Source organism: Spirulina sp. LEGE 11439 (assembly GCF_059821285.1).
In genome coordinates, this window is the sequence record NZ_JCAMRX010000030.1 from 39,156 (window position 1) to 53,633 (window position 14,478).

At 44.6% G+C, this 14,478-nt stretch carries 13 protein-coding genes and 1 tRNA gene; 10 read left to right on the top strand and 4 right to left on the bottom strand.

Features of this window, described 5'->3' with window-relative positions:
- Positions 1–50 precede the first annotated feature (50 nt).
- Positions 51–1,172 carry a circadian clock protein LdpA gene (gene ldpA, locus AC6RV6_RS18775; RefSeq protein ID WP_500242408.1) on the bottom strand — a complete coding sequence of 374 codons (1,122 nt, stop codon included), beginning with the start codon at positions 1,170–1,172 and terminating at the stop codon, positions 51–53.
- A 286-nt stretch (positions 1,173–1,458) separates the two neighbouring features.
- Positions 1,459–1,545 (bottom strand) — tRNA-Ser (locus AC6RV6_RS18780).
- A 231-nt stretch (positions 1,546–1,776) separates the two neighbouring features.
- Between AC6RV6_RS18780 and AC6RV6_RS18785 the strand changes: the two genes are divergently transcribed.
- Positions 1,777–4,002, top strand: coding sequence for an exopolysaccharide transport family protein (locus AC6RV6_RS18785; protein WP_500242409.1), 2,226 nt, complete (start codon positions 1,777–1,779; stop codon positions 4,000–4,002).
- 62 nt (positions 4,003–4,064) lie between these two features.
- Here the strand turns inward: AC6RV6_RS18785 and AC6RV6_RS18790 are convergent, their stop codons facing one another.
- Complete coding sequence (locus AC6RV6_RS18790) at positions 4,065–4,253, bottom strand: hypothetical protein (RefSeq protein WP_500242410.1); 189 nt, start codon at positions 4,251–4,253, stop codon at positions 4,065–4,067.
- 575 nt (positions 4,254–4,828) lie between these two features.
- On the opposite strand from AC6RV6_RS18790, the gene AC6RV6_RS18795 reads away from it, so the two are divergent.
- The 9 genes from AC6RV6_RS18795 to asnB all read left to right on the top strand — a co-directional run bounded on the left by AC6RV6_RS18795 (position 4,829) and on the right by asnB (position 13,262).
- Positions 4,829–5,191 carry a hypothetical protein gene (locus AC6RV6_RS18795; RefSeq protein ID WP_500242411.1) on the top strand — a complete coding sequence of 121 codons (363 nt, stop codon included), beginning with the start codon at positions 4,829–4,831 and terminating at the stop codon, positions 5,189–5,191.
- Between the two features lie 31 nt (positions 5,192–5,222).
- Complete coding sequence (locus AC6RV6_RS18800; RefSeq protein ID WP_500242412.1) at positions 5,223–5,726, top strand: hypothetical protein; 504 nt, start codon at positions 5,223–5,225, stop codon at positions 5,724–5,726.
- A 39-nt stretch (positions 5,727–5,765) separates the two neighbouring features.
- A complete protein-coding gene (locus AC6RV6_RS18805) occupies positions 5,766–6,824 on the top strand; it encodes a Rieske 2Fe-2S domain-containing protein (protein WP_500242413.1) in 1,059 nt (352 codons plus the stop codon).
- Positions 6,817–7,572 (top strand): hypothetical protein, encoded by a 756-nt coding sequence (locus AC6RV6_RS18810; RefSeq protein ID WP_500242414.1) that lies wholly within the window; start codon positions 6,817–6,819, stop codon positions 7,570–7,572. The genes AC6RV6_RS18805 and AC6RV6_RS18810 overlap by 8 nt, the downstream gene beginning before the upstream one ends.
- Before the next feature lie 64 nt (positions 7,573–7,636).
- Positions 7,637–8,623: a DMT family transporter gene (locus AC6RV6_RS18815; RefSeq protein ID WP_500242415.1), complete on the top strand. Its 987-nt coding sequence runs from the start codon at positions 7,637–7,639 to the stop codon at positions 8,621–8,623.
- A gap of 25 nt (positions 8,624–8,648) precedes the next feature.
- Entirely contained in the window at positions 8,649–9,686 is a 1,038-nt protein-coding gene (locus AC6RV6_RS18820) for an ATP-grasp domain-containing protein (protein WP_500242416.1), read from the top strand.
- 92 nt (positions 9,687–9,778) lie between these two features.
- Entirely contained in the window at positions 9,779–10,339 is a 561-nt protein-coding gene (locus tag AC6RV6_RS18825; protein ID WP_500242417.1) for a GNAT family N-acetyltransferase, read from the top strand.
- 113 nt (positions 10,340–10,452) lie between these two features.
- Positions 10,453–11,232, top strand: a complete 780-nt coding sequence (locus AC6RV6_RS18830; protein ID WP_500242418.1) for a cysteine dioxygenase — start codon at positions 10,453–10,455, stop codon at positions 11,230–11,232.
- A 134-nt stretch (positions 11,233–11,366) separates the two neighbouring features.
- Complete coding sequence (gene asnB / locus AC6RV6_RS18835) at positions 11,367–13,262, top strand: asparagine synthase (glutamine-hydrolyzing) (protein ID WP_500242419.1); 1,896 nt, start codon at positions 11,367–11,369, stop codon at positions 13,260–13,262.
- 15 nt (positions 13,263–13,277) lie between these two features.
- On the opposite strand, the gene AC6RV6_RS18840 is transcribed toward asnB, so the two are convergent.
- On the bottom strand, positions 13,278–14,450 hold the full coding sequence (locus tag AC6RV6_RS18840; protein ID WP_500242420.1) for a dual OB domain-containing protein: 1,173 nt from the start codon (positions 14,448–14,450) through the stop codon (positions 13,278–13,280).
- Positions 14,451–14,478 lie beyond the last annotated feature (28 nt).

The window sequence follows — 14,478 nt, forward strand, 5'->3', positions numbered from 1 at the left end:
AATTGATAAGAGAGAAGCAAAGAAAAATATTCTCGATTTCAGACCTCTGCTTAAAGCAGTCGGTATTGTTTATTGTTCATTGAAAAAAGTGGTTTGATTTGCAAGATGGGTTCGCGAGCGATCGCAACGGTTTGCGACAACAGATCGGGATAATATTCAAGGTGGGGTTTTCTGCCATCAGCCAAACTTTGCGCTTCGAGGCGATCGAGGAGAGGAGTGAGTTGTTTGCGGACGTAGCTTCCATAAGCGACACCAGCGACAACACCGAGAAGCCCGTTTTTTTTCAATACGGATACAGTGTGTTGATTCGTTCCCCCTGCGAGTTGGATATAACCCGGAAGTCTCGATTTGAGGACTTTTTGCGCGAGTTTAACGGCTGCATGGGTGGTACTCTTCCCCAGATCGCCGCTCATGGGGCGACCGTCGGTTTGCCAAATTAAGGGACAGGGTAAAGGCGAAATTAATGCGTACAAGGACTGGAGATAATCGAGTAGATCGGGACTATCCGGACAGCTAATCGAGAGAATTTTCAAGCGATCGCAGTGCGGGGCGATCGCTTTCCACAGTCGTTGAAAAGCCTCGAAATTCCCCGCATGAGTGTGAATTTCGATTGCATCGATTCCCTGTTGCAACACCAACGGTGCGACAGTTTCGGGAGTCGAGACGCGAGATTTGGCGAAAATCAAGTCTTCAGGACAGGCAGACAAACAGCGACCGCAACCGTAGCAGCGTGCGTCAATCACCCCCGAAGCAATTTCCGTAAAGGCGATCGCATCGGTGGGGCAAACTTTCTCGCAGGGTGCGGGACAGTTTGACGGACATTGAGTTGCATCAAATTCTGCTTTGCGGAAGTGAGGATCTTCAGCATCATTGAGACTGACCATCAGCCAAGGCACTGAGAAAGAATCCAGAACTGGTGACTGGTGACTGGTGACTGGTGACTGGTGACTGGTTTTCACTGCATCAGTAATTTTTCGGGCGATCGCAATGGCTTCTTTAGCGGCCCCAATGACTGCCGGATCTGCTGCTACATCGATACAATCAGTTCCCGCTAAGGTATAGGCTAAAGCGAGAGAGCGTATCGCCGGGAGATGTTGAAAACTAGCTCCGCAGATTAGTTTAAACCAGCGACCCGACTTCAAAGAATCTAAGGGAGAGTACAGTTCAATCACCCCTCTATGCTAAGTCCTCGACTGCAAAAATTGCGATCGAATTTTCTTGATTTTTCCCTACACCCTATATCTAGCGTTGCTTTCTTGAGGGAACGCTGTTTCTAGTATTGTTGGGGTGCGATCTCTTTAAACTTCATGGTCTTAATTCTCAAATTCAACAATGCTACAAACATAACACAAAATGATATAGCAATGAAAACTTCTATTACAGAAATCAATAAATATTTAGGAAAACAGTGTTAGTTTTTCTCCATCACTGTTCACTGATAACTGATAACCGAAAAAACGGAGAGGGAGGGATTCGAACCCTCGTAGACGTTGCCGCCTAACAGCATTTCCAGTGCTGCGCCTTCAACCACTCGGCCACCTCTCCAAAAGGGGTCGCAATTTCCTATTATAGCAAGTATTGTAAAAAATGACAAGTTCTCTGAATTTGTAGTTTTATCATAGGGAAACTCTAACGAGACGGTTGTTATAGTTAAGGATAGCGATCGCCCATGTTTTTTGACGATGACCCCAAGAATTTTCAAGCCTCCCCTATCTTGATTGATTGGCTATCAGCTTCAGCCTAAAACCTTCCAGTAATTGTTCACGGTTCACTGAAATGACTTCTCCCCTCGTCAAGCGGTTTCAAATTAGTTTAGGAAAGAATAAAACCATCGGTATCGTCGCGGGGGTCGCGGTGGTGGTCGTTGCGGGTGTCGTTGCCGTTCTCCCTCCTCCGGAGCCTCCACCAACAGAGTACAAAGCCGTCGGGCTGCTCAAATACGCACCCCCTCCACCGACAGCCACCAGCACCGGACAGAATTTATTCGAGCAGGGAAGAGCGTCTGTTAGTCCGGATATTTTGCTCGCCGATCGCGTTCTGATTAGTGTTGCCCAAGAGGCGAGAATCAGAGATCCTCGGAAAATGTTCAAAAATATTAAAATTAAATTTCCTGAAGAAGACGAACCGCAAGTGATTCGGGTGGAATACAAAGAGACGGATAAAGAAAAGTCCGAACAAACTTTAAATTTGTTGCTGACAGAAATGGTAGAGCAAAGTCGTCTCTTTAACACGGCAATGCTGCGATCGCAAATCGAAGCCCTGATCAAACGAGAATTAGAAGCCCGAGTCGATTTAAAAGAGGCAGAACGAGAATTTTATGATTTTATGCGTCGCGAAGGGGGGGACTTAATTGCCGCTCAAGATGGAACTCTGTTCTCGGGTATCAGTCTCAGCGAACAACAGCAACGCCAGTTAAAAATTCAATTAGAGGGCGTTATCGCTCAACTCCAGAGCCTGCAAGATCAGTTGGGTTTAACTCCGGCAGAGGCTTCCGTTTCCCTAGCCCTGAGTAGCGATCCCATTATTGCCCGCCTCCGCGCTCAACTCCTGCAAGCAGAAACTGAAATCGAGACCCTCTCTAAAGATTACCGTCCCGAACATCCTCTTCTTGCAGAATTATTACAACAAAAAGACACTTATGATAACCAATTGACGGAACGTGCTTATGAAGTCATTGGCAATGATAATGTTTTTGAGGTTGCGCCGGTAGAGATTCGTAAAGCTAGCGGTTTGGATGCTATTCGCCAACAACTGGCCACGCAATTGGTACAACTAAAAGCACAACGGGATACTCTAGAAGGCCAACTTTCCGCCGTGCGCGATACCGAACGAGAATTGCGCCAAAGTTACGAACGCTATCCCACCAAACAACTCGAACAAGAGAATTTGCAACAGCAATTGCAACTGCGGAAACAGTTTCACGACAGCATTGAGGCGCGGTTGGTGGATGCGCGATCGGCAGAAGTTGAAGCGGTAGGGAGTTTGGCGATCGCTCAACCCGCGATCGCCAAAGCTCCAAAAGAAGAACCGGGTGGACCGCTCAGTCCTGTGATTATTGTCGCTGTCGGTATTATTGGTGGGGGAATTGTTGGTACGGGGATTATTTTGGTATTGTCTTTCTTCGATCCGATTTTATATACTGCCCAAGAATTGCGATCGCTTTTAAACGAACGGGAAATTACGGTTTTAGGGGAACTTCCCCTGTTATTTGAGCCGGAAGATGAGGATATCTTGGCGTTATTGTTGGAGGAAAATATCAATTATTTGGATGCTTACGAACGCTTCCGCAGCAATATCCGTCGTTTTGCTCCCAAAAATACGAAAACGATTTTAGTGACGAGTGTGGGACGGGCAGAAGGAAAAAGTACGACGGCTTATAATTTGGCGATCGCGGCGGCTTATGCGGGTAAGCGCACGTTATTAATTGAAGCAGATTTGCGATCGCCGTCTAATTCGCCTTCGGTTAATTTGCAAGGGGATCCCGATGCTCAAGCGGAACCTCTGGCTTATTATGGGTCTCACAATGAGTGCGTTAATTTGGTTCCAAAGGTCGAAAACCTCTATCTCGTCCCCAGTGCCGGTCCTCAACGTAAGGCGGCGGCGATCGTGGAGTCGAGCGAGTTGCGCCGCCTTCTTGAAGATGCTCGCCAACGTTTTGATTTTGTCATTTTGGATACGGCTTCTTTAACCAGTTGTAATGATGCGCTTTTGCTGCAACCTCTGACGGATGGCATGGTAGTGGTGACGCGACCGGGAGTGAGTGAGGGGAAATTGGTGGGCAGTACCCTCGAACAAATGGTAGAGGCGGAAATGCCGATTTTAGGGGCGGTGATTAATGATGTCGAAATGGATTTACCAGAACGAGAAATCATAGAAGAAGCGATCGGGTTGCCGGGAGATATTGCGGAGCAATTAGCATTGGAAGAGGAAGGAATTCCCGGTTTGCCAAATAGCAATGGTTCTCGCCAGAAAACTTTACCGCGAGATGTCGCTCGTCGTTGAACAATAAGTGACGATCGCCGGCACCAATTTGTAATTGTTAGTAAAACGGTGAATGTCCGTCACTACCTCATTTCGCGGTTGCGGATCGAATATCTCATCCAACTCATCCAAAAGCGCGATCGCATGACCTTGTGCAATTTTGCATGCAAATACCGTTGGTTGAGACAATTCACCAACTCGAGAATCCCTTGGACGTAACCCACCGTATTGACTAAAATTGCGACTCCAGCGATCGTGGTAACAAGCGGCATAAACAAGGCATATTAAATCAGAGGATCGCGGCAGAAACAAATCGTTCCCATGCGAACATCTTGCAAGGTTCTCCTAATAGTTCTCATCTCCTGTTAGTTGTAGGGAATGATGAGTTTTCTAGGTACGGTAACGATTAAAATTGCAGCAATAAGGAAAGTTATTGCATCGAGGAAAAAGACTTGTCACGTCCCCACAAAAGAAGCGATCGCTCATCATCACCGTGCTTATCTCACTGTCCAAAGCAAACTGAGTCAAGGAAGTTCATTTACAATCGAGTTTCTTTGTATTGATCCACCCACAAGTGTTTCCAATCACTCCATTTCCTCTTGACCACACACCGACCCACATTAGCATTCCGTCCTTTTTATCATTCGATCGTCCTTAGATTTGCAGTCAGCAATTTTTCTGGTGTTCCTCAGCCAGCATTCAGATGCAACCGTGTATAATTTGGGCAATCCGTTCGAGAGAATCCTAAATAGTCCGTTTTGTTTGAGTGAGTTTGAACCGATCTGACAGGATTTCTCGCGATCGCGATGCTTAACATCTTTTTTGATGTCAGATTTGGATCTTAATAATGAATGATACCGCCATTACCGTTGTTGAATGGGTACTGAATCTCATCCGTGCCTATGTCTTTGCCGGTTTTGTTTTTGCAATTCTTTTTGTTCTTTTTCTCATTCCCCGCGTCGATCCGGCTGTGAAATCATTTTTTGGCAGCTTTCGGAGTTGGAATGTTGCCCCTGAAGGCGATCGCGCACCGTCTTTTCTCGATCGCCTGCAAGCCGTGATTACCGATTTAGCGATCGGCTTTCGCATTTTAATCGTACCGGGAGTCACGGCGCTATGGCCGTTGTTTTTCCTGCGCCTAGTACGCGGCAAAGCCCACCCCAGCGAACGCAACGCCCACCGCAAGACTGCTTCCAAACACGCACTTTAATAATTCACAATTACCTATCACCGATTTAGAGATGATACTCTCTCGCCGTCAAACCCATTTCTTTACTTTTTCTGTATTGGTCATCTTGTTACCTTTATGCTTTATCGCTGGGATTGCCCTGCGTCCGAGCTATATTTCCACCAGTACTCCCGCCCCCGTAGAACTATTAGAACGAGCGGGTTTTGCTGTGACTCCCATCGCAGAGACGATCGCCAGCACCGAGCTTTCCGACAAGGGAATCACCTTAAAGGTGGAAACCGGCTTCGACGATCGCGATCGCCTCATACTAGACATTCAACCCACCGCCCCGATTCTGCGTCCCGATCTCTTGTTGTATTGGGAAACAACCGATTCAGCCCCCGAAGAATTGGAGGCAGAAGCACTACTCCTTGGTAGTTTATCGGGAGTCTCCCGCCGCCAATTTTCACTCCCCGATGAAGTGAGAGGAAGTGAAGGGTATTTAGTTCTCTACAATCAAGTTCAACAAGAATTAGTGGCGGCTTTTGCCCTTCCCGCCGATTTGCTGAAGGGTTAATTTCAATTCGCAATTACCGATTACCGATTACCCATTCTAATGAGCGTTAACTACAAGTCGATTCAATGGAATCGCCAGAAAATTATTTACGATGCGATCTTGCTGGGAACCGTTGCTCTGTATATCTTCTTATTCCAGCATCTCGCCAATCAAATCGATCCTTCGATTGATGCGCGAGGATTGCGAATTCGTGCCTACGGTTCCGCCGCCTTTATTTTACTCCACGTTATCTTATCCATTGGTCCTCTTTCGCGTTTGAGTGCCAAGTTTTATCCCTTGCTGTTCAATCGGCGGCATATGGGGGTCATGATGTTTTTCCTTGCCTTAAATCACGCTCGGGTCGCCCGAACTTGGTATCACGATTTTGGCAATATCGACCCGCCCATTGTGAGTTTGTTTGTTAGCAATCTCCATTTTTCTTCTTTCATGCGCTTTCCGTTTGAAATCTTGGGGGTGGGTGCGTTAATTATTTTCTTCTTCATGGCAGCAACCAGTCACGATTTTTGGTTGGTGAATTTAACTGCCCCAGTTTGGAAAGCCCTGCACATGGGGGTTTATGCGGCTTATGCCCTGCTGGTGGGTCATGTGGTTATTGGTGCGTTACAATCCCATCGCCATCCATTTATCGCGATCGCTGTCGGTATCGGCTTAATTTGGATCGTCGGCATTCACCTTTTCACGGGTTGGCGAGAAATGCAGCAAGATCGCAACGATTTAGCCACCCAAAGCAACGATGATTTTGTGGAAATCGGCAATATTGGCGAAATTGTGGAAAATCGCGCCAAAGTCGTCACCATTGGCGGTGAAAGAGTTGCCGTGTTCAAATACGACGGCAAATTATCGGCGGTCTCTAGCGTTTGTCAGCATCAAAACGGACCCTTAGGGGAAGGCAAAATCATCGATGGTTGTATTACTTGTCCTTGGCATGGCTATCAATATTTGCCTGATTGTGGGGCTTCTCCTCCTCCTTTCACAGAAAAAGTTCCCACCTTTGATATTCGTTTGGAAGGCGATCGCATCTTCGTGGGAACCATCCCCCATCCCGCCGGAACTCCCGTTTCTCCCGCTTTAATTTCTCTGGAGGTGGCCAATGACTAATCAGCGTTCAAAGGATGAATTCTACGTCAATTACGGTAAAATCCCCGCCGGATTCATGCGCCACTTGCTTTGGTTTGTGCCGTTAGTGGTGGCGATCGCGATCGCTTTGGCATTTATCCTGCCCGGCATTCACACCCATTTTAATAACGGTCGTTCCATCGGACGACAAAAGATTATCGGGTTACTGGAAACGCAACCTGTTCCCCATCTTCTCGTACCGCGATCGGGGGATACCCGGGAATCCGCTAACTATTCCCGCTATCTACTCATGGGAGGCGGTAAAACCGCTCCTAGAGCGTCCATTCTCGAACAGGAAGGGAAATGGATTGAATTAACGGGCATTCCTTTCAATCGCAATACTTTAACCGGAATTGCCTCTCTTGCGGCCAAACCCGTGGAAGAACCCGCCAACGTACCGGAAATCGATCGCGAGCGCTCTTTGGGAGAATTTTCCCTCGTGGGGGAAATTGTCGATAGCAAGTGCTATCCGGGAGTCATGAAACCCGGTCGCACTCACATCCATCGCGGTTGTGCCATTCGCTGTATTAGCGGCGGTGTTCCGCCTGTATTCATCGTCGAAAACGAAGGAGATAACCTCTATTTTGTCCTCGCCGATCGCGAAGGCATGTCCGTTGGCGATCGCGTCCTCGATAAAGTCGCCGATCCCCTCCGCATTACCGGAGAAGTCATCCAACGCGGCGATATGTTCATTCTCCAAGCCGATCCGCAAACTTACGAGTTAATTTAATTCAGTTTAGGGACGTTACTTGCAACGTCCCGACACCTCTGCTTCCTTTTGTTTCTCTCCAAATATGCTTCAATCCGTCCTCAGTCAAGCTAACCCGAAAGCATTACTCGTCATCTCCCGCGCATTGGCCGCATTGCGCCCTTCCTTAATTGCTTTTTTGGTTGTCAATGCAACCCGCTTAAGCGGTGGCATGGAAACACCGATTTCTTTTTGTAATGTGTTATTTGTCGGCAACCTTTGTGCCGCTTTAACCGTACTGGCATGGTTTGGTTTTGCTCCTATTCTGGAGGACTTGCGATCGCTTGATACCAAGACATGGATCGGACTCTCGGTGAATGGTTGTTTGGCGGCATTACTCTCCGCCCTCATCTTTTTAGGGTTGAGAGATACCACCGTCACCAATGCCGTATTGCTGGGACGTTTTGGACCGGTTCTCTATGCTTTGGTCGGTGCGATAATTTTGGGTAAACGCATACAAAAATGGGAATGGGTCGGTTTTTCCTTTATCATCGCTGGTATTTTAGCCATTGTTTTAATTAGTAACAATTTTCAGATCAATCGAGGGGATCTATTAATTCTCGGTTCGACATTATGCTATGCAACAACTTCTTTAATCGGCAAGTTGATGCTCTCTAAGAAGAATAATTTGCGAGTGATTGTGTTTAGCCGTAACTTTATTTCTTCTACGGTCTTTTTAATTGTCGTGAGCATTTTGTTCGGCCCGTCCCATTTCGGAGAAGCCTTTGCCGGACAACTCTGGATTGCCATGTCAATTTACGCCGTTGTCATTATCGTTCTTGCTCAATTTATGTGGTATTTTGCCCTTGAAAAACTGGACTCTAAAACCGTTGGCAAATGGACGATCCTATCTCCCGTATTTGGCGTAACATTTGCTTTTATTCTCAATGGTGAAAGACCTTCTTGGATTCAAGCAATTGCTTTTTGTATCATTATGACTGGAGTTTTTATCACGAATTTAAGCAAACAAATGAAAGAAATGCCTACAGAAGAAATAGCAGTTTCAGGAGAGAGTTCGAGTATGGCAACTTAAATAATCAATAACCAATAACTAAATTATGAAACTTCTTGCAATTTGCGATCCAACGCGATACGATCGCCCACCTTTAGATGTACCGACTTTTTATCAGCGCCTTTCTGAAAAGGAACAGATCGACTTTTTTCATATCCCGAGCGATCGCATCTTTGCTAATCCTCCCCAATCTCCCCAAATTCAAGTTGCGACTGTTAGCGGCAAACTTGCTTACGAAAGATTCATCAAATTAGGCGATTTTGCTCATCATCCTATCTCTTTAGCAGAAATCGATCTGATTTTTTGTCGAACATTGAAACCTTTTCCACCCGGTTATTTAGATCAACTACAAAATTGGGAGCAATTTGTTAAGTTTGTCAATAGTCCCACTGCCAAAAAAGAGCAAATTCAAGCTGACTTTTTACTGAAAGTTGCTGAGCCTTTTATTCCCGCTACTATTATTACAGCCGAATGGCAAGAAGCCCTTAATTTTTTCACTCAAAATAATGTCATTGTGGCCAAACAAGCTAATAGTTGCGGTGGACGTGGAGTCTTTAAAGTTGAATATCAAGCAGGAAAATTTCAGGTTGATAATTTTCTCGCAGGAGTACGAGAATTTAGCGATTTTGCCGATGTGATGAAGTATATGCAAAAATTGCCTGACGATCCCTTAATTTTAATGCAATATTTATCTCGCGTGGACGCAGGCGATAAGCGCATTGTTGTCGTCGATGGGGAAATCTACGGAGCCTATATTCGTCGCTCTGCAAGCGGACATTGGATTAATAATGTTAGTGGGGATGGAGAGTGTTTTTTAGCGGAAATTACCTCGGAGGAAAAAGAAGCGATCGCAGCGACGGTAGAAGCCTATCACGAGCGAGGACTGCATACTCTCGGCTATGATTTCCTCATGGATGAAACGGGAACGTGGCGCATCAGCGAAATCAATGCTGGTAATATTGGCGGCTTTGCGCGTTTGGAACTCTTAACGGGTCAACCGGTTATGGATCGCTTGTTTGCATGGTTGCAGGAGTTTGCCCAGCGTCCCCAAGAAAGCCCTAGAATTACCCTGAGAGCAAGCTGAAAATTGCCTGTATTTTTCCTCGGGGGAGTCAATCCCTTTTTTCAGCTTCTGGGTTTAATATTTGATTGTTGGTGAAATGAACTTTTTTGCCCATGAGGACTACTTTAGAACTTACTCCGAGGGAAATCGATACATTTTTGATTCGCCCTTACAATTTTGACGATTTTCCCGCGATCGCTTCTATCTATAATGAATCGATCGCGGCCAAAAATACCACAATGGATACTGAGTTTTTTAGTCCTGAAAGAGTGCGATCGCTGGTGGAAAAGTTTGGCGATCGCGAGACAATTCTCATTGCTCAGAAGAGCGATCGCACTATTGGCTGGGGCATTATCAAAAGCTATAGCGAGCGATCGGGTTATCGCGTTTGTTGTGAAACTTCGATTTACCTTTCTCTCTCCGAAACGGGTCGAGGACATGGTAAACAATTACAAAACGTTCTTTTGCAACAAGTTAAAGAATTTGGTTACCATCACGTTGTTGCTAAAATTCTCGCTTGCAATCAAAAAAGTATTGAATTTCATCAAAAATTTGGTTTTGAATTGGTCGGAATTCAAAAAGAAATTGGTTATCTTAATGGCAATTGGCACGATATGGCAATCATGCAGTTAATTTTACCCGATATTCTCCCTCACCAACCCGATCTTGCTTAATCAATTTCAAAAGGTCGATTATATCTATATGATTCGCCATCTCTGCTTCCTATTGGGAACCCTAAAGCGAACGACCTCAATTACTAATTATCAATTGATAGAGGAGTCTTTCAATGGTTCAAGCTATTGCTCGTTCGAGTTCTTCCTTGAAAACGCAGTGTTTTCCAGCTTCTTTACAATCGCTGATCGATCGCATTCACCGTCAAATTCAACTCACTCCCGAAACAATTCGCGATTGCATTCTTGCTTCTCATGTGAATCCTCAAGATTTATTACCTTGGGCTGATTTTGAACATCCCATTGAGGATTGTTACGGTCGTAAATTGGTTTACGATGGCGGTTTTTTTGAAATTATGGTGATGTCTTGGCGCGATCGCGATTATAGTGCTATTCATGACCACGGTTTGACAGAATGGGGTGCAGTGCAGTGTTTTGGTGAGGCAGAGCATTACACTTATACTTTAGAAAAAGGAGTACTGCATACTGCCCAAAGATGCGATTTTCAACCCGGAGAAGTAAAATTAGTCGATCGCGGTCTCATTCATCAAATGGGCAATTTAAGCGGCGAATATTTCCTCAGTTTGCACGTTTATGGATTTAATATGGCAGTCGGAACCATAACTGGAAATGCGCGACTTTTTGACCTGTGGGAAGAGAGTATCCAGCGCACGGATGGTGGCGTATTTTTTAATTTACCCGAGGTGCAAATTAACGATCGCGTTTATGGGTTACAAGGCGATCGCGAGACTACCCTTCGCCACCATCAACAAATGCGCGATCGCGTATTGCAAATTTTAACAGTGCGATCGGATGCAGCTTTAACATTAAAACTAGCAGAATTAGAACGAGCGATCGCACACTTATCATCAAGTGAGTCCAGCGATCGAGAATAAATTCCCCCTTCTCAAGAAAATCCTACAAATTTTAATTGATAATTGTCCATTATTCATTGATAATTGAGGTCGGGAGATAGCGAATTAAATTCGTCATATCTAACCGACCTTGTGATAATTGTTCATTGATTAAGATGTGTGGAATTTGTGGGGTTGTCTATGCCGACTCGAGTCGAACGGTCAATGCGAAATTAGTCGATCGCATGGCCGAACGCATTATTCATCGTGGTCCCGATGAAGGGGGAAATTATGTATCCGGAAATGTCGGTTTGGGGTCTCGCCGTCTTTCCATTATTGACCTTAATGGCGGTCAGCAACCCATCCACAATGAAGCTAAAACGATTTGGGTTGTTTTTAATGGAGAACTCTATAACTATCGAGAACTGACTGCTTCTTTAACTCGTTTGGGTCATAAATTTTATACTGCAACCGACACTGAAGTTTTAGTTCATGCCTATGAAGAATTTGGCGATGAATTCTTAGAATATCTTAATGGGATGTTTGCTTTTGCTTTATGGGACGAACGGCGACAAAGATTGACGATTGGCCGCGATCGCATGGGCATTAAACCCCTTTATTATACCTTACACGATGATGCCTTAATTTTTGGTTCGGAACTGAAAACAATTCTTGCTTATCCCAATTTACCCCGCGCGATCGATCTGGCTGCTCTCAATGAATATCTCAGTTTTGAATATATTCCTACCCCGAGAACTATCTTTCAAGGCATTTATAAACTTCCTCCCGGCCATGCTTTAAGTTATGTCGAAGGAAAGTTAAAAATTTGGCAATATTGGGATATTAATTTATCCCGTAGTGAAAATATTAAGCCCAAGCGTGTTAAAGAATACGAACGAGAATTAATCGGCGTTCTCAAAGATGCAGTGCGGAAAGAAATGGTCAGCGATGTTCCCGTTGGCGTTCTTTTAAGTGGGGGTTTGGACTCCAGTGCGATCGCGGCCATGATGTCAGAAATTTCCCCCGGAAATGTCAAAAGTTTTTCCATTCGTTTTGACGATCCTTCTTTTGATGAGTCTCAATATGCTCGTAAAGTGGCACATCATTTACAAACCGAACATTACGAATTAACCCTAACCCCCAAGTTAACCTTAGATTTAGTTCCCCAACTCGCTCAATTTCTCGACGAACCTTTAGGAGATTCTTCTATTATTCCGACTTTTTTACTCTCCCAATTTACGCGCCATCACGTTAAAGTTGCTTTGGGAGGCGATGGAGGAGACGAATTATTTGCGGGTTACTCTACCTTACAAGCACATCGATTAGTAGAATATTACGAGTGGCTATTACCAGGATTTGTTCGCCATCGTCTTATTCCTTGGTTTGTCGATCGCTTGCCGGTTTCTTTTGATAATATCAGTATTGATTTCAAACTGCGGCGTTTTATTGCCGGAAGAGGAATTCCGCTTATTATGCGACACCATCAATGGTTGGGATCTTTTACCGTAGATCAAAAACGCCAACTCCTCGAACCGTGGACGCAATTACAAGAAAAAGATACCTATCAGATTGCTTTTGAACATCAGCGCCAATCTCAAGCGAAAGAAGCCTTAAACCAGTTACTTTATTGCGATTTAAAATTGTATTTGGAAGGAAATATTTTACCGAAAGTCGATCGCGCGAGTATGGCCAATTCTTTAGAGGTGCGGGTTCCTTTACTCAATCATACTCTAGTAGAATATGCCGCACAAATGCCCCACAGTCTCAAGCTGCGCGGTTTAACGACAAAATATATCTTGCGTCGTGCGATGGGAAAATACTTGCCCCAAGAGATTATGAAGCGTGGCAAGAAAGGGTTCAATATGCCGGTTGCAAAATGGTTTACTAAAGATTTACGTCCTTTGGTTGAAGATATGTTATCTCGCGACAGATTGCAGCGTGAAGGCTTTTTTAATGTCGATTGCGTGCAGCAATTGTTACAAGAACACATGACTGGAAAAGCCGATCGTAGGAAGTTATTATGGACGCTATTAGTTTTTGAATTGTGGTACGAACATTGGGGAAATGGATAAACAGAAGTGACCAAATTATTCTCTTAAATTCAGCTTTTTCAGACGCGATCGAATGGCACTGGGTTGTCGCTGAAAATGCTGGGCTAAATCTTGAATACTCATTTCATCTTGGAAGAGCGTAGAAAGTTCTTCATCATCTTCAACCGTCCATTTTGTATAGGCTTGAGGATATTTTTTTCTAATTGCTTCGATTCGTTTATTATACTCGGTTTGAGTAATATCAGATTCTTCTAGATTTTCTATAAAGTCTTCTAAAGTTTGTGCTAATAAATCCTGCAAAGTTTGACGCAATTTTTGTTGCGATCGCTTTTCTTCTGGATAAGAATGCCAGCAATTATAGACGGCTTGATAAATGAAAGGTTCAATAGGTAAAGAAAGAACAGAAGGAGATATTTCTAGTTTGCGATTAAATGAGAGAGAATTATTCTCAGTATTGGCTTGCTTTTCGTCGCGATCGAGAAAACTCCTTATCTTAGCAGTGTTAATCACCGCAGCGACCAATTTAAAACAGTAGAGCGGGTCATCATGGGAAGGCTGAAAAGGTTCGCTTAAACTAATGGTTAATAAAAACTTTTCGGGATCGAAGTTCTCTAAGTGTAATGCTGTAATGACTTGTTGACAAGTATATTTACCGTCCTCCAGTTGCTCTAACTGGCTTTTCCAGTGCGGATCGGTAATGCCTAAATCATATTGAGTTCCGTTGAGATGGAAGACTGCGCGAAATCTTCTTTTTCGGGAAGGTGTTGAGATTTTCCAGTGAATTTTTTGAGGTTTTAATAAACACAGCGAAGTAGAGGCAGGACAATCTTGTAATGTTTCTAATTCAATGCGATCGCTTTGGTTTCCAAGTAATGTAAAACAACGAGTTGTCTTTTGAATTTCTGGTTTGAACAGTTGGTTTAACTGTTGAATCGTCGGCCAGCCGAGATATTCCCATTGACGATCGCTGATGAGCCAATTTTCCGGTTGATGGATGCGAGGATGAGGGCGATCGCATTCAATTTTGAGAATATTAAAAAGTTGCGGTTCTCTGCCATTACTTAACGTATAATCCTCTTCATGGAGCGTCCCATCTGCCTGAGAAGAAACGGGTCTGAGCCAGCCCGAACCATCGGTTTTAAACCCTGCGATGCACCGTCCGCCATGTTTTACAGAATTGGCCAAGCAGATAATTTCAAAGGTCGGCATTACTCGCTACAAGGTAAATAATACACCC

What these genes read in the sequence shown, in the direction of transcription:
- AC6RV6_RS18825 (WP_500242417.1), top strand. Translation starts at nt 9,779, where the DNA reads ATGAGGACTACTTTAGAACTTACTCCGAGGGAAATCGATACATTTTTG.
- asnB (WP_500242419.1), top strand. Translation starts at nt 11,367, where the DNA reads ATGTGTGGAATTTGTGGGGTTGTCTATGCCGACTCGAGTCGAACGGTC.
- AC6RV6_RS18800 (WP_500242412.1), top strand. Translation starts at nt 5,223, where the DNA reads ATGATACTCTCTCGCCGTCAAACCCATTTCTTTACTTTTTCTGTATTG.
- AC6RV6_RS18795 (WP_500242411.1), top strand. Translation starts at nt 4,829, where the DNA reads ATGAATGATACCGCCATTACCGTTGTTGAATGGGTACTGAATCTCATC.
- AC6RV6_RS18840 (WP_500242420.1), bottom strand. Translation starts at nt 14,450, where the DNA reads ATGCCGACCTTTGAAATTATCTGCTTGGCCAATTCTGTAAAACATGGC.
- AC6RV6_RS18815 (WP_500242415.1), top strand. Translation starts at nt 7,637, where the DNA reads ATGCTTCAATCCGTCCTCAGTCAAGCTAACCCGAAAGCATTACTCGTC.
- AC6RV6_RS18830 (WP_500242418.1), top strand. Translation starts at nt 10,453, where the DNA reads ATGGTTCAAGCTATTGCTCGTTCGAGTTCTTCCTTGAAAACGCAGTGT.
- AC6RV6_RS18790 (WP_500242410.1), bottom strand. Translation starts at nt 4,253, where the DNA reads ATGCCGCTTGTTACCACGATCGCTGGAGTCGCAATTTTAGTCAATACG.
- AC6RV6_RS18820 (WP_500242416.1), top strand. Translation starts at nt 8,649, where the DNA reads ATGAAACTTCTTGCAATTTGCGATCCAACGCGATACGATCGCCCACCT.
- AC6RV6_RS18785 (WP_500242409.1), top strand. Translation starts at nt 1,777, where the DNA reads ATGACTTCTCCCCTCGTCAAGCGGTTTCAAATTAGTTTAGGAAAGAAT.
- AC6RV6_RS18810 (WP_500242414.1), top strand. Translation starts at nt 6,817, where the DNA reads ATGACTAATCAGCGTTCAAAGGATGAATTCTACGTCAATTACGGTAAA.
- AC6RV6_RS18805 (WP_500242413.1), top strand. Translation starts at nt 5,766, where the DNA reads ATGAGCGTTAACTACAAGTCGATTCAATGGAATCGCCAGAAAATTATT.